The 19,219-nt window shown below is 63.1% G+C and carries 19 protein-coding genes; 8 read left to right on the top strand and 11 right to left on the bottom strand.

Going from position 1 to position 19,219, the window contains the following annotated elements; all coding sequences use genetic code 11:
- Nucleotides 1-76: 76 nt before the first annotated feature.
- Nucleotides 77-817 (bottom strand): YebC/PmpR family DNA-binding transcriptional regulator, encoded by a 741-nt coding sequence (locus N6L27_RS17540; RefSeq protein WP_271908631.1) that lies wholly within the window; start codon nucleotides 815-817, stop codon nucleotides 77-79.
- 122 nt (nucleotides 818-939) lie between these two features.
- Between N6L27_RS17540 and N6L27_RS17535 the strand changes: the two genes are divergently transcribed.
- Nucleotides 940-2,715 (top strand): SLC13 family permease, encoded by a 1,776-nt coding sequence (locus tag N6L27_RS17535; protein WP_271908630.1) that lies wholly within the window; start codon nucleotides 940-942, stop codon nucleotides 2,713-2,715.
- Between the two features lie 22 nt (nucleotides 2,716-2,737).
- Here the strand turns inward: N6L27_RS17535 and N6L27_RS17530 are convergent, their stop codons facing one another.
- The 4 genes from N6L27_RS17530 to N6L27_RS17515 form a co-directional block, all read right to left on the bottom strand.
- Nucleotides 2,738-2,863 (bottom strand): hypothetical protein, encoded by a 126-nt coding sequence (locus N6L27_RS17530; protein WP_260015436.1) that lies wholly within the window; start codon nucleotides 2,861-2,863, stop codon nucleotides 2,738-2,740.
- A 117-nt stretch (nucleotides 2,864-2,980) separates the two neighbouring features.
- Nucleotides 2,981-4,759 carry an SLC13 family permease gene (locus tag N6L27_RS17525; protein WP_039186117.1) on the bottom strand — a complete coding sequence of 593 codons (1,779 nt, stop codon included), beginning with the start codon at nucleotides 4,757-4,759 and terminating at the stop codon, nucleotides 2,981-2,983.
- 209 nt (nucleotides 4,760-4,968) lie between these two features.
- A complete protein-coding gene (locus tag N6L27_RS17520) occupies nucleotides 4,969-5,781 on the bottom strand; it encodes a TIGR00282 family metallophosphoesterase (protein WP_271908629.1) in 813 nt (270 codons plus the stop codon).
- Nucleotides 5,782-5,977: 196 nt separating this feature from the next.
- Nucleotides 5,978-6,502: a hypothetical protein gene (locus N6L27_RS17515; protein ID WP_271908628.1), complete on the bottom strand. Its 525-nt coding sequence runs from the start codon at nucleotides 6,500-6,502 to the stop codon at nucleotides 5,978-5,980.
- A gap of 104 nt (nucleotides 6,503-6,606) precedes the next feature.
- Here N6L27_RS17515 and N6L27_RS17510 point away from each other — a divergent pair, with 104 nt between their 5' ends.
- Genes N6L27_RS17510 through N6L27_RS17485 form a run of 6 tightly spaced genes read left to right on the top strand, consistent with a single transcriptional unit; the run spans nucleotide 6,607 to nucleotide 12,160 of the window.
- Complete coding sequence (locus tag N6L27_RS17510; protein WP_271908627.1) at nucleotides 6,607-6,828, top strand: hypothetical protein; 222 nt, start codon at nucleotides 6,607-6,609, stop codon at nucleotides 6,826-6,828.
- Nucleotides 6,828-8,288, top strand: coding sequence for a TolC family protein (locus N6L27_RS17505; RefSeq protein WP_271908626.1), 1,461 nt, complete (start codon nucleotides 6,828-6,830; stop codon nucleotides 8,286-8,288). Before N6L27_RS17510 ends, N6L27_RS17505 begins: the two co-directional genes overlap by 1 nt.
- Before the next feature lie 14 nt (nucleotides 8,289-8,302).
- Nucleotides 8,303-9,661: a multicopper oxidase family protein gene (locus N6L27_RS17500; protein ID WP_271908625.1), complete on the top strand. Its 1,359-nt coding sequence runs from the start codon at nucleotides 8,303-8,305 to the stop codon at nucleotides 9,659-9,661.
- A 38-nt stretch (nucleotides 9,662-9,699) separates the two neighbouring features.
- On the top strand, nucleotides 9,700-10,398 hold the full coding sequence (locus N6L27_RS17495; RefSeq protein WP_271908624.1) for a copper-binding protein: 699 nt from the start codon (nucleotides 9,700-9,702) through the stop codon (nucleotides 10,396-10,398).
- Nucleotides 10,399-10,453: 55 nt separating this feature from the next.
- Nucleotides 10,454-11,704, top strand: coding sequence for an ABC transporter ATP-binding protein (locus N6L27_RS17490; protein WP_271908623.1), 1,251 nt, complete (start codon nucleotides 10,454-10,456; stop codon nucleotides 11,702-11,704).
- A 15-nt stretch (nucleotides 11,705-11,719) separates the two neighbouring features.
- Nucleotides 11,720-12,160, top strand: a complete 441-nt coding sequence (locus tag N6L27_RS17485) for a c-type cytochrome (protein ID WP_271908622.1) — start codon at nucleotides 11,720-11,722, stop codon at nucleotides 12,158-12,160.
- 331 nt (nucleotides 12,161-12,491) lie between these two features.
- Here the strand turns inward: N6L27_RS17485 and N6L27_RS17480 are convergent, their stop codons facing one another.
- Together N6L27_RS17480 and mgtE are read right to left on the bottom strand one after the other, a co-directional pair.
- On the bottom strand, nucleotides 12,492-13,049 hold the full coding sequence (locus tag N6L27_RS17480; protein WP_271908621.1) for a 5-formyltetrahydrofolate cyclo-ligase: 558 nt from the start codon (nucleotides 13,047-13,049) through the stop codon (nucleotides 12,492-12,494).
- A gap of 9 nt (nucleotides 13,050-13,058) precedes the next feature.
- Nucleotides 13,059-14,447: a magnesium transporter gene (mgtE, locus tag N6L27_RS17475; protein ID WP_271908620.1), complete on the bottom strand. Its 1,389-nt coding sequence runs from the start codon at nucleotides 14,445-14,447 to the stop codon at nucleotides 13,059-13,061.
- A gap of 142 nt (nucleotides 14,448-14,589) precedes the next feature.
- On the opposite strand from mgtE, the gene guaD reads away from it, so the two are divergent.
- On the top strand, nucleotides 14,590-15,885 hold the full coding sequence (guaD, locus tag N6L27_RS17470) for a guanine deaminase (protein WP_271908619.1): 1,296 nt from the start codon (nucleotides 14,590-14,592) through the stop codon (nucleotides 15,883-15,885).
- Between the two features lie 10 nt (nucleotides 15,886-15,895).
- On the opposite strand, the gene N6L27_RS17465 is transcribed toward guaD, so the two are convergent.
- The 4 genes from N6L27_RS17465 to N6L27_RS17450 form a co-directional block, all read right to left on the bottom strand.
- Entirely contained in the window at nucleotides 15,896-16,336 is a 441-nt protein-coding gene (locus N6L27_RS17465) for a CAP domain-containing protein (protein WP_271908618.1), read from the bottom strand.
- Between the two features lie 4 nt (nucleotides 16,337-16,340).
- Nucleotides 16,341-17,678, bottom strand: a complete 1,338-nt coding sequence (locus tag N6L27_RS17460) for an 8-oxoguanine deaminase (RefSeq protein WP_271908617.1) — start codon at nucleotides 17,676-17,678, stop codon at nucleotides 16,341-16,343.
- A gap of 108 nt (nucleotides 17,679-17,786) precedes the next feature.
- The gene (gene hisN, locus N6L27_RS17455; protein WP_271908616.1) at nucleotides 17,787-18,587 is read right to left on the bottom strand and encodes a histidinol-phosphatase; all 801 of its coding nucleotides are present in this window, start codon (nucleotides 18,585-18,587) and stop codon (nucleotides 17,787-17,789) included.
- Nucleotides 18,588-18,696: 109 nt separating this feature from the next.
- Nucleotides 18,697-19,068: a helix-turn-helix domain-containing protein gene (locus tag N6L27_RS17450; RefSeq protein WP_019295723.1), complete on the bottom strand. Its 372-nt coding sequence runs from the start codon at nucleotides 19,066-19,068 to the stop codon at nucleotides 18,697-18,699.
- Nucleotides 19,069-19,219: the final 151 nt, after the last annotated feature.

Raw genomic sequence — 19,219 nt, 5'->3', positions numbered from 1 at the left:
TGTTCTTTTTCGTGCGCTTTGAAGCGAAAAAGGCCCGCCGGGCTGGCGGGCCTTGAAAATCAGGTCAAGCGCCGGCTCAGAGCTGCGCCATCACCTCGTCAGTGGCCTCGAAGTTGGTGGTGACGCGCTGCACGTCGTCGTCGTCTTCCAGCGCATCGACCAGCTTCATCAGCTTCTGCATGCCTTCCAGGTCCAGCTCGGTGGTGGTGCTGGGTTTCCAGACCAGTTTGGTCGACTCGGATTCGCCCAGCTCGGCCTCCAGCGCGTTGGAGACGTCGTTGAGATCACTGTCAGCACAGTAGATGATATGCCCGTCCTCGGAGCTTTCGACATCCTCGGCGCCTGCTTCGATCGCTGCCATCATAACAGTGTCGGCGTCGCCTGCGGAGGCCGGATAGGTCACCTCGCCCTTGCGGTCGAACATGAAACCGACAGAGCCGGTTTCGCCCAGGTTGCCGCCGTTCTTGGAGAAGGTGGAACGCACGTTGGAGGCGGTGCGGTTCTTGTTGTCGGTCATCGCTTCGACGATGACCGCAACACCGTTGGGGCCATAACCCTCGTAACGGATCTCGTCATAGTTCTCGGCGTCGCCGCCGATGGCCTTCTTGATGGCGCGTTCAATCACGTCCTTGGGGACGGACTGGCTCTTGGCTTCTTTCACGGCCAGGCGCAGGCGCGGGTTCTTGTCGGGATCGGGGTCGCCCATCTTGGCGGCCACGGTGATCTCCTTGGCCAGCTTGGAAAACAGTTTCGACCGTGCCGCATCCTGACGGCCCTTGCGGTGCTGAATGTTAGCCCATTTTGAATGGCCTGCCATGGTGCATCCTTGCTGCTGAATATCTGAATTGGCGCCCATATAGCCCTGCAAGGCGGGGGCTTTCAAGCGCCCCTGCTCCGCTTTGCCCTTGTTCCGCGGGGTTTCGGGGATAAGCTGGCGCCATGACATATGATCAAGCCGTTTTATTTGCGTTATTTGCTGCCGTCTTTGCTCTGCTCCTTTGGGGGCGTTTCCGCTACGATCTGGTGGCCTTTGCCGCGTTAATGGCAGGCGTGGTGCTGGGGGTTGTGCCTGCGGGCGAGGCGTTTGCGGGGTTCGGCCACCCGGCGACGTTGGTGGTGGCGCTGGTGCTGATCGTCTCCGCCGGGCTGGTGCGGTCCGGCGCCGTGTTCCTGATCACCCGGACACTGGTGGACAGTGCCCGCGGCCTGGGCGGCCATATCGCGCTGATGGGCGGGGTTGGCGCTGTGCTGTCTGCCTTCATGAACAATGTGGCTGCGCTGGCGCTGCTGATGCCAGTCGACATCCAGACCGCCAGGAAGGCGGGCCGTGCGCCGGGGCTTAGCCTGATGCCGCTGTCCTTTGCCACCATCCTGGGCGGCATGGTCACGCTGATCGGCACGCCTCCCAACATAATCATTGCCGCAATCCGCGGCGAGACGCTGGGTGAGCCGTTCAAGATGTTCGATTTCGCCCCGGTCGGCGGAATTGCCGCGCTGGCGGGGCTTGCCTTTGTGGCGCTGATCGGCTGGCGGCTGATCCCCGCGAGGGAGAACGCGGCCGGTGCCTCGGAGGCCCAGCTGGCGCCCTATATCGCCGAGCTGACGGTGGGCGAAGGCTCTGAGCTGGTTGGCAAGCGGCTGGGCGAGCTGGATGAGGAAGCCGAGAAAGCCGATGTTGCCATCCTGGGCCTGATCCGGGACGGCAAGCGGCGTTATGGGCGCTCTGCTGCTGCCACGCTGCGCGAGGGCGACACGCTGGTGATCGAGGCAGAGCCTGAGGCGTTGGACGAGTTCCGCAGCGCGCTGAAGCTGGAGTTTGCTGATGCTGCGCGGGCCGAGAAGCTGACGGCGGCAGGTGACGGGCTGGAGCTGACAGAACTGGTGGTGCCGGAAACCGCCCGCATCCGCGGGCGGACCGCGCAGTCCATCGGGCTCGCCTGGCGCCAGAGCGCGGTGCTGCTCGGGATTTCCCGCCAGGGCACGCGGATCACCCGCCATATCCGTCAGACAGAGGTTCAGGCCGGTGATATCCTGCTGCTGCTGACCCCGCGCGGGCGCAGCGCCGATGTGGCGGACTGGCTGGGCTGCCTGCCGCTGGCCGCGCGCGGGCTTGCGGTGACCGCCAACGACAAGACCTGGGCCGCCATCGGGCTGTTTGCCGCCGCAGTGCTGGCGGCCTCTGTCGGGCTGCTGTACCTGCCGGTGGCGCTGGGGCTGGTGGCCATCGGCTATGTGCTGCTGAAGATCCTGCCGGTGGCAGAGATCTATGACCACGTGGAATGGCCGGTCGTGGTTCTGCTGGGGTCGATGATCCCGCTGGGGGCTGCGCTAGATAGCTCCGGCGGCACGGCCTTGATCGCCAACGCGCTGACCGGCCTGACCGCGGGCCTGCCCGCCTGGGCGGTACTGACGGTGCTGATGGTGGTCACCATGACACTGTCGGATGTGCTGAACAACACCGCCACGGCGATTGTGGCAGCGCCTGTCGGCATCCAAATGGCGGAAACGCTAGGGGTCTCTCCGGACCCCTTCCTGATGGCGGTGGCAGTGGCGGCTTCAGCCGCGTTCCTGACCCCGATCGGGCACAAGAACAACACGTTGGTGCTGGGGCCTGGCGGCTATCATTTCGGCGACTACTGGCGGATGGGACTGCCGCTGGAAGCGCTGGTTATCGCTGTGTCCATACCGGCCATTCTGGTATTTTGGCCACTGTAGGAACAGCCGGCGCTCGGCCTCGTTATTGCGATTGTTCCTGCTGAAGAGGCACCGCACGGGCGGCGCCGCTGGTCTGGACTTGCGACACCAGAGCAATCGCAGTGGAGCCTGCGAGAACGACAAACAAAAACACTTTTCTGAAACTCATGGGTTTGGCCCTTATGAAGAGACTGCTCCTCTCAATATGGGCAATAGTTTAACAGTTTCATGTAACCGCGGTCACAGAAGGCGGAGTTTCGCCGCCTTTTTGCTGGCTTGGGCAGGTTCAGAGCGGCCAGAAGAACGGAATGAGCAGCGAGGCGACCATGCCGACGGTCAGGTTCAGCGGAATGCCGACGCGCAAGAAATCGGTAAACTTATAGCCGCCGGGGCCATAGACCAGCGTGTTGGTCTGATAGCCGATCGGGGTCGCAAAAGACGCCGAGGCCGCGACCATCACCGCCACCACAAGGGGGCGCGGATCAACGCCCATCGCCTGCGCGAGGCCGATAGCAATCGGGGTGACAACCACGGCAACGGCGTTGTTGGACACCAGCTCCGTCAGCACCGAGGTCAGCAGATAAACCGCCCAGACCAGCAGGAACGGCGGCAGCATCGACAAGCCTGGCGCGATGGCGTTGACGATCAGGGCCACCGCGCCTGAGCTTTCCAGCGCCGCTCCGATGGCCAGCATTGAGAAGATCAGCGCCAGCAGCCGCCCGTCAACAAAGGAAAACGCCTCATCCGCGTCAATGCAGCGTGTGATAAAGACCAGCGAGACCATCAGCAGTGACAGCATCAGGATCGGTGCAACCCCGAAGGCCGCCAGCAGCACGATGCCAAGCAGCGCAACGACCGCAATCGGCGCGTGGCTGCGGCGGTAGGCGCGCTGGGTCGGCTGCGAGACATCGGCCAGGTCCATGTCAGCCGCCAAGCGCTGGATATCGGCGGGCGCGCCCTCCAGCAGCAGGGTATCGCCGATCCGTACCACCAGATCGTCAAGCTGCACGCCGATATTCTGGTTCCGCCGGTGCACTGCCAGCGTGTAGACACCATAGCGGCGGCGCAGGCGCAGGGCGCCGAGGCTGCGGCCGACCATGCGGCAGCCGGGGGTGATTAGCACTTCGACGGTTTGGGTTTCGATGGCGGAGACCTGATCGACCCGCTTCAGCTCCTTGTTGGACTGCAGGCTCAGAAGCTCTGTCATCCGGGTCCGCAGCACCACCCGGTCGCCGACCTGCAGCTCCACGCCCTTGAGGTTGCGGCGCAGCGAGGCATCGCCGCGGATCACGTCAATGAGGCGCACGCCGGGACGCTTGAACAGCTGCACGCCGGTGACTTCGCGGCCGATGAGGTTGCTTTCGGGCGGAATGACCGCCTCGGTGAAGAATTTCATCTTCGATTTGTCGCTCAGCAGCTCTGCCATGCTGTCGCGCGCAGGCAGCAGGCGCGGCGCGATGAAGCGCAGGTAGATCATACCGTAGGCAACGAGGATCAGCCCCAGCGGCGTGACCTCGAAAATCGTGAAAGGCTTCAGCCCCTGGGCGCGGGCCACACCATCCACAAGCAGGTTGGTCGAAGTCCCGATCAGCGTCAGCGTGCCGCCGAGGATCGCCGCATAGCTGAGCGGTATCAGCATCTTGGAGGCGGAGACATTGAGGGTGCGGGCGATCTGGATGAAGACCGGGATCATCACCACAACCACCGGCGTGTTGGACACCACGGCAGAGGCGGTGACGACAAACGCCATCAGCAGGGCCACGGCCAGCTTGGGGTTTACCTCCGCCTGTTTCTTGGCGATCTGAGTAAATGCATCCAGCGCCCCGGTGCGCACAAGCGCCCCCATGATGATGAACATCGCGGCAATGGTCCAGGGCGCCGGGTTCGACAGAACCGGCAGTGCCTCGCCATAGGGCAGAATGCCGGTGGCCAGCATCGCCGCCACGCCGGTCAGCGCCACAACTTCAGTCGGATAGGTTTCGCGCAGGAATGCCACGAACATCGCCAGGACTATGGCCAGCGCCAGAAATGCGCTGCCGGTGTCACCAAGTTGGAAGTACTGCATATACCGTGACTTTGCCCATTTTGTTCAAGGCAGACTGCGCCCCGCAGACGCACCGCCATCGCGCAGTTTCCCCGAAACCGGAAGCCTGAGCAAGAATTTCCGCAATTGCAGCCGCTTAACCGCCTGCATTCGGGATTTTTTACGGCAAACGGCCGCCACAGCAGCAATTCCTCCCGTCAACAAGCCGGGCCAAGGGCACAAAGTGCGGCTTAGGGGGCGGCTTCCTGCAGCAGTCCGCCGTTGCGCACCATGCGAATCTGCTTGGCCGCGCCGGTGCGGTCATCGGTCTCGACAAACACGCCGGACAGCGTCGCCTCGCCGTTCGCCGGGGTAAAGCGGACCTTGGGCATGCCGGTCAGGAACCGGCGCATCGGCTCGGCCTTATCCATGCCAATGACGGAATTGTAGTCGCCGCACATGCCGGCGTCAGTCAGATAGGCCGTGCCCTCGGACAGGATCTGTGCATCTGCCGTGGGCACGTGGGTATGGGTGCCCACCACCAGCGAGGCACGGCCGTTGCAGAAGTGGCCCATCGCCATCTTCTCAGATGTGGCCTCGCAATGCATGTCGACGATGACCGCCTGCGCCAGCCCGCCGCGCGGATGGGATTTCAGCACTGCCTCCACCGCACCGAAAGGATCGTCGAAGGCACGTTTCATGAATACCTGCCCCAGCGCCTGAACCACCAGCACCTTGCGTCCGCCCGGCGCGGTGAACAGCCTGAAGCCACGGCCAGGCGCGCCTTTGGCAAAGTTCAGAGGCCGGATGATGCGCTGTTCTTTCTCGATGAACTGCAGCATGTCCTTCTGATCGAAGGCGTGGTCCCCCAGCGTCAGGCAATCGACGCCTGCATCCAGCAGCAGCTTGGCATGCTCGCCGCTCAGCCCCATGCCGTTGGAGGCATTTTCGCCGTTCACCACAACAAAATCGAGCCGCCACTCGTCACGCAGCCGCGGCAGGGTTTCGGTGATGGCACGGCGCCCCGCGCGGCCCATCACATCGCCAAGGAAAAGAATACGCATGCCCGGCTGGTAGGCAACGCGGTGCCAAAGAGCAAGGCCCCGCGGTACGATTTCACCGCCATGTGGTGCCGGACGCATTCCTTGCGCCGCGCAGTATTCCCCAGATTTCAGCGACGTGGAAACAGGCAGTTCGGCAGATGTCGGATACCGGCCTAACTGACCAGCCCAGCACACGAATCACCACTTGCGCCCGGCCTCAACCCTCCTGCGCTGGAGAGTTGGAGGATCCGTCCAAAGGCCTGCGGCCAAGCCGGAAATCTGAGGAAAAACATGTCTGAATTACGCAAATTTGTGCTCCCAATGCATGATTGCCGTCTTGACGCGGACCAGTCCCGTCAGGAGAAATACCGGCATGGCGTTTCTGGCAGATATTTTCCGGCTCATCAGGCTGACCGTTGCGTGTGCAGCGATCCTGGCGCTGGGTTTTACGTTGCCATCCGCTGCGCATTCCATTGCAGGTCACCACAGCAATGCCGCTGCCCTGCATTCCGGGGACAGCCATACTGGTCCAGCAATGGCCGATGCGGCACATGATGCTGCCCGGACCGGTATAGCGAATGGCCAGGACGCACCCCTGAACCCTGACAGTGCGAATTGCTGCGCAGGTGCCTGCATGGCGGTCGCCGTGCTGTCTCTGCAGCCGGAAGAATTCTTTGTAACCCAGCCAATTCGCTGGAAGCAGGAAAATGCGCAGCTGCCGTCCCGGGAACAGCTCGCGCATTTGCGGCCTCCAAGAACCTGAGATTTCTGAACCGCTTCTGCGGTCTCTAACCCCCTCCTGCACGCAGATGCAGGAGCCGTGCGGATAATTCTCAGGAAAATCACATGAAATATCTTCTACTGGCCGGGGCAGGCACCCTGCTGCTGGGCGCGTGCGCCAATTCACCGGCGTTGCTGCCCGATGCTGCTGCCTTGCAGAAGGCTGCCGCACCAACTGGCCCCTACCGCAGCTTGAACTACCGGTCTCCCTTTTCGGGGTTTGAAAGCCACGAGCCAAGCGGTCCCGCATCCTGGCGTAAAGTCAACGAGCAGCAGGGGACTAACTGATGTCAGCAAAAACTTGGCACGTCCTTCTGGCGTCGCCCTTGGTTCTGGCCGCCTGTTCTGCGGCGGTGCCGGAAAAATTCACCAGCCCACAAGCCGGGTTTCAGGAGGTCGCCAGCCAGACCTCGGCCGCCATCGGCAAGCGCACGGCCTTTGCGCAGACACAGGCCCAGACCGAAGCGCTGGCCGAGGAAGTGCGGCAACTGGTTCATGGCAAGACAATCTCTGCGGATACGGCTGTGCAGGCGGCGCTTTTGAACAACAAGGGGCTGCAGGCGTCTTTTGCTGCGGTTGGCCTTTCGGCTGCAGACGTTTGGCAGCAGATGACGCCGGAAAACCCCGTGGTCTCAATCGGCCTGATGGGGATCGGCGCGCCGGAACTGGGCCTGTACCGGGCGCTGGAATCGACCATTGCCGTGAACCTGCTGGACGTGAAGACCCGCAAACAGCGCATCGCGGTGGCTGAGGCGCGGTTTCAGCAGGCGCAGCTGAACGCAGTGAACGATACATTGGCGCTGGCAGGCCAGACCCGGACTGCCTGGATCAATTCCGTGGCCGCGTTTGAACGGCTGAGCTATCTGCGCAAGGCCAGCGGGACGGCTGCAGCCGGGGCCGAGCTGGCCAGCCAGCTTGGCAAGACCGGTGCGCTGAACAAGGCGGGACAGGCGCGGGAGTTCGCCTTCAATGCGGAGCTAGCGGGCCAACTCGCCCGTGCCAGGCTGGAGGCGCAGCTGGCCAAGGAAGAACTCACACACCTGATGGGCCTGTGGGGCAGCGATGCCAGCTATTATGTGCCCGATGCGCTGCCACCCCTGCCGAAGTCCCTGCCGCGGGTTGCGTCGATCGAAAAGGCGGCACTGGCAAACCGTGTCGATCTGAAAGTCGCCAAGCTCGGTCTGGAAGCACAGGCCCGCGCCTTTGGCCTGACGGACCGGACCCGGCTGGTCACTGATCTGGAGCTGATTGCCGGGGCCGAGGCGGAACGTGAGAGGGAGGATGGCGAAACCCATACGGAAACCCTGCCCCAGCTGGAACTGGAGTTCGCCATTCCGGTATTCGACACCGGCAAGGCCCGGATGCGTAAGGCAGAGCTCGCATATTTGCAGGCGGCGAATGCTCTGGCGGAACGGGCGGTCAATGTCCGGTCTGAGGCCCGCAGCGCAGAGCTGGCCTATCACTCCTCCTATGAGATCGCGCGCCACTACCGCGATGTGCTGGTGCCGCTGCGCAGGACAATCGAGGAGGAAGGGCTGCTCAGTTACAACGGCATGATCACCAGCACCTTCGAATTGCTGACCGACGTGCGCGAGAAGCTGGCGGGTTCGCTGGAGGCGGCCAATGCCAAGCGCGATTTCTGGCTGGCCCAGGCAAATGTCAGCGCCGCGATCTACGGCGGCAGCGCAGGATCAGCCCCGCAGAGCGGCAGCGCTGAAATCGCCGCCGGCAACGGCGCAGGCCATTGAAAGGATCACATAACATGATGAACAGACGTCAACTGCTTGGGGCCGGTGCCGCGGGTGCTGCGCTGGTGTCCAGCCAGGCCTGGGGCAAGACCGCCAACATGGGCCTGCCTGAGGCCGCAACCATGGACAGCGCCGCCACCCAGCCGCCGCTGACCCCCGCGACCGGGCCGGACTACAACCCGGTGGTCACCTTGAACGGCTGGACCCTGCCGTTCCGGATGAACAACGGCGTGAAGGAATTCCACCTTGTCGCGGAACCGGTCGAGCGCGAGCTGGCCGAGGGCATGACCGCGCATCTGTGGGGCTATAACGGCCAATCCACCGGCCCCACCATCGAGGCGGTGGAGGGCGACCGGGTGCGGATTTTCGTGACCAACAAGCTGCCCGAACATACCACGGTGCACTGGCACGGGATGATCCTGCCTTCGGGCATGGACGGGGTCGGCGGCCTCAGCCATCCGGGCATCCCGCCCGGCAAGACTTTTGTCTATGAGTTCGACCTGATCAAATCCGGCACCTTCATGTACCACCCGCACGCGGATGAGATGGTGCAGATGGCGATGGGGATGATGGGCATGTTCATCGTGCATCCCAAGGACCCGGATTTCATGCGGGTGGACCGGGATTTCCTGATCATGCTTAACGCCTTCGACATCGACCCGGGCTCCTATGTGCCGCGGGTGATGGAGATGACGGACTTCAACCTGTGGTGCTGGAACAGCCGGATCTTCCCCGACATCGACCCGCTGGTGGTCAATCAGGGCGACCGGGTGCGCGTCAGGACCGGCAACCTGACCATGACCAACCACCCGATCCACATGCATGGCTACGACTTCGAGGTCACCTGCACCGACGGCGGCTGGGTGCCCGAAAGCGCCCGCTGGCCGGAGGTGTCGATCGACATCCCCGTCGGCGCCATGCGCGCCTATGAGTTTGACGCGGTGCATCCGGGCGACTGGGCGATCCATTGTCACAAGTCGCACCACACGATGAACGCGATGGGCCACGACGTCCCGACCTTCATCGGCACCGACAAGCGCAAGCTGACGGGCCAGATCCGTAACCTGCAGCCCGAATACATGCCGATGGGCACCGCAGGCATGGCGGATATGGGCGAGATGTCGATGCCGCTGCCCGACAACACCGTGCCGATGATGGCCGGCTGGGGGCCCTACGGGCCGCTGGAAATGGGCGGCATGTTCTCGGTCGTGAAGGTGCGCGAAGGCATTGATGCAAACGACTACAGCGATCCCGGCTGGTACGAAAACCCGCCCGGCACCCAGGCCTATGAATGGACCGGCGAACTGCCGGACTTTACCCGCGCCGAAGACGCACAGACCCGTATTTCCCCGAAACCATCCGCCAAGGGCTGACCCTTTGGCATCCAATCAAATCTGACGAGGAAACAGACATGAACAAGATACTATCCGCAGCCCTTGCTGGCGCTCTTTTCGCTGCTCCGGCTTTTGCCGGCGGCACTCACGGCGGCGGCCATCACGATGAGATGGAAGTCGGCAAGCCCGGCGAAGCCGCCCATGCGGACCGGGAAGTCGCCGTCACCATGAAGGAAACCGACGACGGCGAGATGCTGTTCGAGCCGTCCAGTTTCTCCTTTGCCAGGGGCGAAACGGTCAAATTCGTGATCACCAACGCTGGCGAGCTGGAGCATGAGTTCGTGCTGGATACGGCTGAGCGCAATGTCCATCACAAGGCGATGATGGCAAAGATGGAGATGGAGCATGACGACCCGAACTCGGTGCGCCTGGACCCGGGCGCCAGCGGCGAAGTGGTCTGGACTTTCTCCAACGAAGGCACCTTCGAGTTCGCTTGCCTGATTCCGGGCCACTATGAATCCGGCATGCACGGGCCGGTCGCTGTTCTGGCGGACGGCGGCGGCACCTTTACCGCGGGCACGGTCAAAAAGGTCGACGCCAAGTCCGGCAAGGTCACCATCATACACGAAGAACTGGTGGACCTGGACATGCCGGCAATGACCATGGTTTTCCGGGTCGCCGATGACGCGATGCTGGACCAGCTGAAGGCCGGCGACGCCATCGAATTTCTCGCCGAGCGGATCAAGGGCAAGCTGACCGTGACAGCGCTGAAATAGGCTAAGACGGGAGGCGGGCCATCCCCGCCTCCCGGTACACAGACCTGAGAAAACGATGCCTGAATTTCACACTCTTGCGCATGACGCGGCGGCGGCGCTGGGTTTCAGCTACGACAGCAGCGCGCCGGCCTGGCTGCATCCGATGATGCATCTGGTGCTGGTTCTTGCCCCTGCGCTGCTGGCGGCAACCCTTGCTGTCCACGCGGCCATGCTGCTGCGCAGGCGGCATCAGGCGGCTTCTGCAAATGTTCGCCCTCCGGTGCTGAACGCAGCCGGCAATTGGCCCAGCCTGCCGCGGCAGATAATGCGCGCCACTGGCAAGCAGCAGGCGGCCCTTGTCCTGCTCAGCCTCACTGCCATGCCGATCCTGTACCTCACGCTCGAACTGCCCAAACAGATCGTGAACCGTGTCTTAGAAGGCCAGGACGGCGCGGTTCCGGTCCTGCAGTATGAGCTTACACAAGTTTCGCTGCTGTTTCTGCTCTGTGGTGCCTATTTGGCGGCAATTTTGCTCAATGGCCTCAACAAATACTGGCTTAACATCTGCAAAGGACGGGCCGCCGAACGCTTCGCGCGCCGGATACGGCTGGCGGTCTACCGCCAATGGCGGCGGGATCAGCCCGCGCAACGCCAGCCCGCCATCATGCCGGTTCTCGGCGCCGAGGTTGAACCAGTCGGCGGCTTTGCTTCTGAACTGCTGGCCGTTCCGCTGCTGCAGGGCGGCACCCTGGCGACAATCCTCCTGTTCATGTTCGTGCAGGATCCGATCCTCGCCGCGGCCGCCCTTACGGTGCTTCCGCTGCAGCTGATCATCGTGCCGCGGCTGCAGCGGCAGGTGAATGCCGTGTCCCGCGAAAGGATCCGAGCGATGCGCCAGCTTGGCGTTCATCTTGACCAGCAAATGCGGGAGGCAGGCCAAGGCACGCTGCCTGTTTCACAAGGCTTCCGGCAACTGCAGCAATTGCGCCTGCAGATTCACCGGCTGAAATTTCTGGCCAAGGCCATCAACAACTTCCTGACCGCCCTCACCCCGTTCCTTTTCTATTCGCTGGGCGGTTACTTCGTGCTGCAGGAGCGGGTTTCGCTGGGTGCGCTTGTGGCGATGCTGGCGGCGCACAAGGATTACTCCTCTCCGTTGAAGGATCTGTTCCGTTTCTACCAGCAAAGCGAAGATGTGCGGATCCGCTATCAGGAAATCCGCGCCTTTGCATCCCGCTCCGGCGGGGCACGCGGGCCGGCGCCTGCAGCAAGCCGGCACAGCCTTCCCCCAACTCCTGCCGCGCGCGGCATTTCACTCCCCAACTAAGAAAAAGAGAGCCTCATGAGGAAAATTATTGCCATTACAGCTGCCGCAACCGTGTCAGCGGCGGCAGCTTACTTTGTGTACAGCAGCGCAGGCGGAAAAGGTGCAACCACGCAGCGCACAGTTCTGGAGCCGGGCGCCCCGCTTGCCGCTGTCCAATTGCCGCCGGAGTTGAGCGCTCCAGCAGTTATCGGCAAGCGTGCCTTTGATGCGGTCTGCGCCGAATGCCATGGCGACAATGGCGCGGGGCGCAACGGTATGGGGCCGCCGCTTGTTCACAAGATCTATGAACCATCCCACCATGGCGACGCGGCCTTCCTGCGCGCGGTCCGCAATGGCGTGAGGGCACACCACTGGAACTTCGGCAGCATGCCTCCGCAACAGGGGCTGACAGACGGAGACGTCAAGAGCATCACCCGGTATGTGCGGGAACTGCAAAGGGCAAACGGCACCAACTAAGCAAGCGGAAGAAGCAGGATCATGCTTCCGGCGCTTTACTGGTCCGTCCTCACAATTTCACTTTATGTTCGCCTTGGCAGGATGGGCGCTGAAAAACCGGCTATGGCAATTCACTGGCGCAACGTTGTCGCGGCCCGGAGCACGCGCGAGACGCATTCGCGCGCAAGCGCACTGCTCTGCCATTTGCCGCATCTTGGGGCAGTGCTCTTGGAAGAGCCCGATACTCCGCGGGATACCAAAGCTCCTCTATGCCGCGCATTCTGGTTCTTGAACTACGCCCTTTCAGAACTGCCGCTGTGCCTGCATCGTTTTCCGGCAGCCCGCTGGCGCGTCAGAACTGCAAAATACGGCTTTCGGTGACGATCATGTCCAGCGGTTGGTCGGTCGGCTCCAATGGCAGGTTTTCTGCCTCCTGACCATCGAAGGCAAATCCGATGGCCAGCGTGCCCCGCTTACCGCGCAACAGTTCCAGCGTGCGGTCGTAGAAACCGCCGCCATAGCCGAGCCGCCCGCCCTTGGCGTCAAAGGCGACCAGCGGGACAACCAGGATTTCCGGCTCAAAGAAGTCATCGACCTCAGGCACCATGGCGCCAAAGGGCCCTTCGCGCAGCGCGCCTTCGGGCTGCCAGCGGCTGAACTTCAGCGGCTGCCCCGCGCCCAGGATCACCGGCACGCCAACGGGCCCGTGCGCCGCAGCCTCGGCCATCGCGGGCAGCGGGTCGATCTCAGTCCGGATCGGCATGTAGCCCGACAGCGGCACGCCGCGGTAGCCGGCCAGAACCTCTGACAGGTGGCCTGCGGCGCCGGGAATGTTGCGGGCATGAGCCTCCTTGCGGCGGGCAAAGGCGGCCTTGCGGGCGGCGGCCTTGATTTCAGTCAGATCCGTCATGGCGGTCTCCTAAAGCAAAAGAGCGGCCGCAAGGCCCAGGAAGGCGAAAAAGCCCACCACATCGGTCACTGTGGTCACAAATGCGCCGGAGGCCAGCGCCGGGTCAATTCCGGTTTTCTCCAATAGAACCGGGATCACCGTGCCCGCCAACCCCGCCACGACCAGATTGACCACCATAGCGACGGCAATCACCACGCCCAGCATCGGGGAGCCGAACCAGGCCAGCCCCACCAGCCCCATGACGATGGCAAAGATCACCCCGTTGACCAGGCCCACCAGCACTTCCCGGCGGATAACGCGCCAGACGTTAGAGCCGGTGAGGTCGCGGGTGGCAATGGCGCGCACCGCAACGGTCAGCGACTGGGTACCGGCATTGCCGCCCATGGAGGCAACGATTGGCATCAGCACGGCCAGCGCCACGATCTGGGCAATCGCTGCCTCGAACTGGGCAATCACCAGCGAGGCCAGCACCGCCGTCACCAGGTTCACCGCCAGCCAGGGAAAGCGGCGCTTGGTGGTCTCGATCACCCGGTCGGCGAGCGAGCTTTCCTCGCCAACACCGGCGAGGCGGAGGATGTCTTCCTCGTGCTCCTCGTCCAGCACGATCATCGCATCGTCGATGGTGATCACGCCGACCAGCCGCCCCTCGTCATCGACCACCGGGGCCGAGATCAGGTGGTACTGGTTGAAGGCGTAGGCAACGTCTTCCTCGTCCTGATCGGCGGGAATGACCTGGAAGGTATCCTCGACCAGATCAGTCAGGGTCACATGGCGCTTGGCGCCCATGATCCGGCCCAGGGTGACATTGCCAACGGGATGCAGACGCGGATCGACCAGCACCACATGATAGAACTGCTCCGGCAAATCGTCGGAGTTGCGCATGAAATCAATGGCCTGCCCGACGTTCCAATGCTCGGGCGCCATCACCACCTCGCGCTGCATCAGGCGGCCGGCGGAGTTTTCCGGGTAGCTTAGCGATTGTTCGACCGCGACCCTGTCAGCGTCTTCCAGCGCGTCCAGAATGGCTTCCTGCTGCGGCACCTCCAGATCTTCCAGCAGGTCGACGACGTCGTCGCTGTCCATCTCCCGGACCGCGTCGGCCAGCACCAGCGGGTTGAGGATCTCGATGACTTCTTCGCGGATGCTTTCATCCAGTTCCGACAGAATCTCGCCGTCGAATTCACGGTCATACAGGCGGATCAGCCTGGTCCGGTCGTCGGAATCGATCTGTTCCAGAAGGTCGGCGATGTCGGCTGCGTGCAGGTCTTCCAGCAGCTCTGTCAGGGTTTGCTGATCGCCCTGCTCCACCGCGTCCAGAACCTGCGCGACCATCCTGCGGTCGAGGTCATAGGCATCTTCCTGAGACTGGTCGCCGGTGATGTTGTCGCCGCTGCTCATCTGATGCCCCCGGTATTTCCTGGTCTTTGCGTGCAAAATAGAAGAGCCCGCCACTGGAAAACAATGGCAATGCCGCAATTTACCCGCACCCCTTCGGCGGGTATCCTGCGCGGAGCCAATTTGCAAGGAAAGGGTTCAGCGCATGGGCACCGGTTTCATCCTGAAGGGGCAAGTTCTTGCCTTTGCCGCCTCTCCCTTTTCCGGGGAGCGCCCAGAGGACGCAACCCTGCTGCGGGAAGCCGTCGCATTGAAGGACGGGAAGATTGCGGGCGCCGGCACGCTGGCAGAGATGCAGGCGCTGCTGCCGGAGGCGGAGCTCGTGGATCATGCCGGCAAGCTGATCCTGGCGGGGTTCGTCGATGCCCATGTGCATTACCCGCAGACCGCTATCATTGCTAGCTGGGGCAAGCGGCTCATCGACTGGCTGAACAGCTATACTTTCCCCGAGGAGATGCGGTTCAGCGACCGCAGCTATGCAGACGAAATCGCAAGCCGGTACTTGGACTTGACCACAGCCCACGGCACCACAACGGTTTGCAGCTATTGCACAATCCACCCGGAAAGCGTGGATGCGCTTTTCTCCGCCGCGCAGGTGCGCGGGCAGCGGGTGGTGGCGGGCAAGACCTGCATGGACCGCAATGCGCCGGAGGGGCTGCGCGACACCGCGCAGTCAGCCTATGACGACAGCGAGGCGCTGATTGCACGCTGGCACGGCGTGGACCGGCTGGAATATGCGATCACCCCGCGGTTTTCGCCCACTTCAACCGCGGAACAGCTGGAGGCAATGGGGGCGCTGTGGGCCAAGCATCCGGAATGCCTGATGCAGACGCATCTCAGCGAGCAGACGGATGAGATCGAGTGGGTGAAATCGCTGTTTCCGCAGGCCCGTGATTACCTGGATACCTATGAGGAGTTCGGCCTTCTCGGTGCCAAAGGGCTGTATGGCCATGCAATCCACCTGGAGGAGCGCGAGCGGCACCGGCTGCGGGAATTCGGTGCGGCGCTGATCCATTGCCCGACATCCAATACCTTCATCGGCTCCGGCCTGTTCGACATGGCAGGACTGATGGCCGAAGGCCAGCGGATCGGCCTTGCCACCGACACCGGCGGCGGGTCGAGTTTCTCAATGCTGCGCACGATGGCAGCGGCCTATGAGGTCGGCCAGCTGCGCGGCACCCCGCTGCACGCGGCGCAGCTGTTGTGGCTGGCGACGCAAGGATCGGCCACGGCACTGCGGATGGAAGGCAAGATCGGCAACATCGCGGCAGGCATGGAAGCAGATCTGGTGGTGCTGGACCTGGCCTCCACCCCAGCCATCGCCCAGCGGTCCGGGCGGGCCGGAGATGTGTGGGAAGCAGTGTTCCCGACCATCATGATGGGTGATGACCGGGCCATTGCCGAGGTCTGGATCGGCGGCCAGCCGGTCAAGCGCAGCTAGCAGCGCCGGATCAGCAGCCCGGGCGGGCCAGCACCATAACCCAGATATTGCCCGCGCCGCGGGCGACGGCGACCTCGGTCACCTCGCGGCTGAGCATGTTTTTGCGGTGACCTCGGGAAGCCTGCCAGCTGGCCATCGCTTCAGTCAGCCCTGGCTGGCCCTTTGCAATGTTCTCGGCCGCCGCGCACCAGCCGTAGCCAGCGCGCGTCAGCCGGGTGCCTAGCGTGCTGCCGCTGCTGCCGGTGTGAGAAAAGAACCCATTGCGCGCCATGTCCCCTGCATGGGCCAGCGCGGCCTGTTCCAGAGCGGCGGAATAAGCCAGCGGCGGCAGGCCGGAGCCTTCACGCAGCCCGTTGACCCCGGCCAGCGCAGCAGCATGGTCCACGTCCTGCGCCTGCGCCTGGGCTGCCCACAATAAGAGAAAGGCTGCGCCAAGCTGCCGTTTCTTCATTGTGTCATCCTTCCATCAGCTTGTGCGCCAGCTTGCCGTGGCGTTCGATCAGCCGCGGCAGCTCCAAGGTCGTCAGTTCGCCGCCGCGGATGATCTGCCTGCCTTCGACAAACAGGTGTTTGACCCGGGTTGGGCCGGCCAACAGCAAGGCGGCGGCGTCCCAGCTGCCGCTGGAGGCCACGCCCCTGGTGTCCCAGATGGCAATATCGGCGCGCTTTCCCGGCTCGAGCCGGCCGCAGTCGGGACGCCCCAGCACGTCAGCACCGCCGCGGGTGGCGATTTCCAGCGCTTCATATGCGCTCATAGCGTCGGCCCCGTTTGCAACCCGTTGCAGCAGCATGGCCTGACGCGCCTCGGCGCTGAGGCTGGCCATGTCGTTGCTGGCAGAACCGTCAACGCCCAGACCCACCGGCACGCCTGCATCCCGCATTGCACGCACTGGCGCAATACCGCTGCCAAGGCGGCAGTTGGAACACGGGCAATGGGCAACCCCGGTGCGGGTTCTGGCAAAGAGATCAATCTCTTGCGCGTCAAGCTTAACACAATGCGCGTGCCAGACATCATCGCCGGTCCAGCCCAGCTCCTCTGCGTATTGGCCGGGGCGGCAGCCGAAGTTAGCCTCGGAATAGGCGATATCCTCATCGTTCTCGGCCAGGTGTGTGTGCAGCATCACGCCTTTGTCGCGGGCCAGCAGGGCGGCATCCCGCATCAGCTCGCGGCTGACGGAGAACGGCGAGCACGGCGCCAGGCCTACACGGCACATGGAACCTTCAGATGGATCATGAAAGGCATCCACCACCCGGATCATGTCGTCGAGAATGGCTCGCTCATCCTCGACCAGGCTGTCCGGCGGCAGGCCGCCGTCGCTTTCGCCGATGCTCATGGCGCCGCGGGTGGGGTGGAAGCGCAGACCCACATCGCGGGCCGCGTGGATTGTATCCTCCAGCCGGGAGCCATTGGGGTAGAGATACAGGTGGTCGGAGCTGAGGGTACAGCCGGACAGCGCCAGTTCGGCAAGACCCAGCTGGGCGGAGATGAACATTTCGTCCGGACCAAAGCGCGACCAGATCGGGTACAGGGTCTGCAGCCAGCCGAACAGCAGCGCGTCCTGTCCGCCCGGCACCGCGCGGGTCAGGTTCTGGTACAGGTGGTGGTGGGTGTTCACCAGGCCTGGGGTGACGACGCAACCGCGGCCTGAGACCACGTCGCCGCTGGTCTGCAGCCCCTGCCCCACCCCGGCAATCACACCGCCGCGGATCAGCACATCCGCACCGCGCAGCACACGGCGGGCATCGTCCATCGTCAGGACGGTATCGGCGTTTTGAATCAGAATCTCTGTCATATCCACACACTCCAATAGACAGCCCGCTTCATGGGAATGTGTGATCGGCCGATGGAAAACGGGCGAAGAACCGGCCTTCGTTGAAACTAGAGGCCGGGGCCGCCCGTTTCAACCCGCTTGCGTCTGCCGCAACAGTTCCAGAGCCGCGGCGTGAATATCCGCATTGGCTGCGGCCAGAGCCCGGCCGCCGTTGTGTGCCGGGTTTCCGTCCCAGTCAGTCACGATGCCGCCCGCCGCCTGGATCACAGCTATTGGCGCCTGAATATCATAGGCGTTGAGACCCGCCTCGATCACCAGATCCGCCTGGCCTGCCGCCACCAGCGCATAGGCATAGCAATCCATGCCATAGCGCGTGAGCTTGGCTTGCTTTGCGACGCGTTCAAACCCTGCCCGTTCGTCCTCGGTTCCGACTTCGGGAAATGTGGTGAACAGAATTGCTTCGGAAAGTGCAGCAGTGCTGCGGGTCCGCAGCGGCATTTCACCCAACGGACCTGTCATTGCAGCAATCTCCGCCCCGCCGCAAAAACGCTCGCCGGTGTAAGGCTGGTCGATCACGCCGAGAAACGGACCATTGTCATCAGCCAGCGCAATCAGCACTCCCCAGGTCGGTGTGCCGCTGATGAAGCCGCGGGTGCCGTCGATCGGATCCAATACCCAAGTGCGGCCGGACCTGCCGGCCGCGGCGCCGAACTCTTCGCCCAAAATGCCGTCATCAGGGCGCAGATCTGCCAGCACCGTACGCATCGCCTGTTCGGCAGCGCGGTCGGCCACGGTCACCGGATCAAACCCGCTTTCGAGCTTGTTCTCGGTATTCAGGGAGGGGGTTCTGAAATGCGGCAGGATGGCAGCGCGTGCCGCGTCTGCCATCCTGTTCGCTACGTCGAGGTCCGTGAGTGATGCCTGTGTCATACCCGAACGGGTGCCACTCAGGCGCTTTCATTGCAAGCGCAAACCCCGCCACTCACCGGTTCCGCGCAGCAATTCCCCTACAGGGGCCGGATCCGGCCCCTGTCCCGTCTCAGGCGACGTCGCTCAGCACGCGGGCCAGTTCAAACAGGCGGCGGCGCTGATTTTCAGGAATCGAGTAATAAGACCGCACCAGATCAAGGGCTTCCTTGTCACCCATCAGGTCCTCTGGCACGGAGGCCTTTTCCGCCGGGGCCTTGCCCTCTTCCTGCAAGCCTTCGAAGAAGAAGCTCACCGGGACTTCCAGCGCGTCGGAAATATCCCACAAACGGGAAGCGCTGACCCGGTTGGCACCGGTTTCATATTTCTGGATTTGCTGGAATTTAATGCCGACCTGCTCGGCAAGTTGCTGCTGCGTCATTCCAATCAGCCACCGGCGGTGACGGATACGCTTTCCCACGTGCACGTCTACGGGATGAGCCATGCGTTTCTCCTAAACTGTCATTTTGGCCAAAACCCGGACCGCTCTACCAATCAAACCGTTCTGGCAGCTTGCAATGCCTGCCGGAAACACGTTTCCCCATCAGCGCGATCAGTCTTCAACCTCTGAGCAAAAGTGTACAACCCTTGCGGTT

The organism is Leisingera sp. SS27 (genome assembly GCF_028368855.1).
Taxonomy (GTDB): Bacteria; Pseudomonadota; Alphaproteobacteria; order Rhodobacterales; family Rhodobacteraceae; genus Leisingera.
Note: the sequence above shows the minus strand (reverse complement) of the source record. Positions and strands in the feature narration are given on the sequence as shown.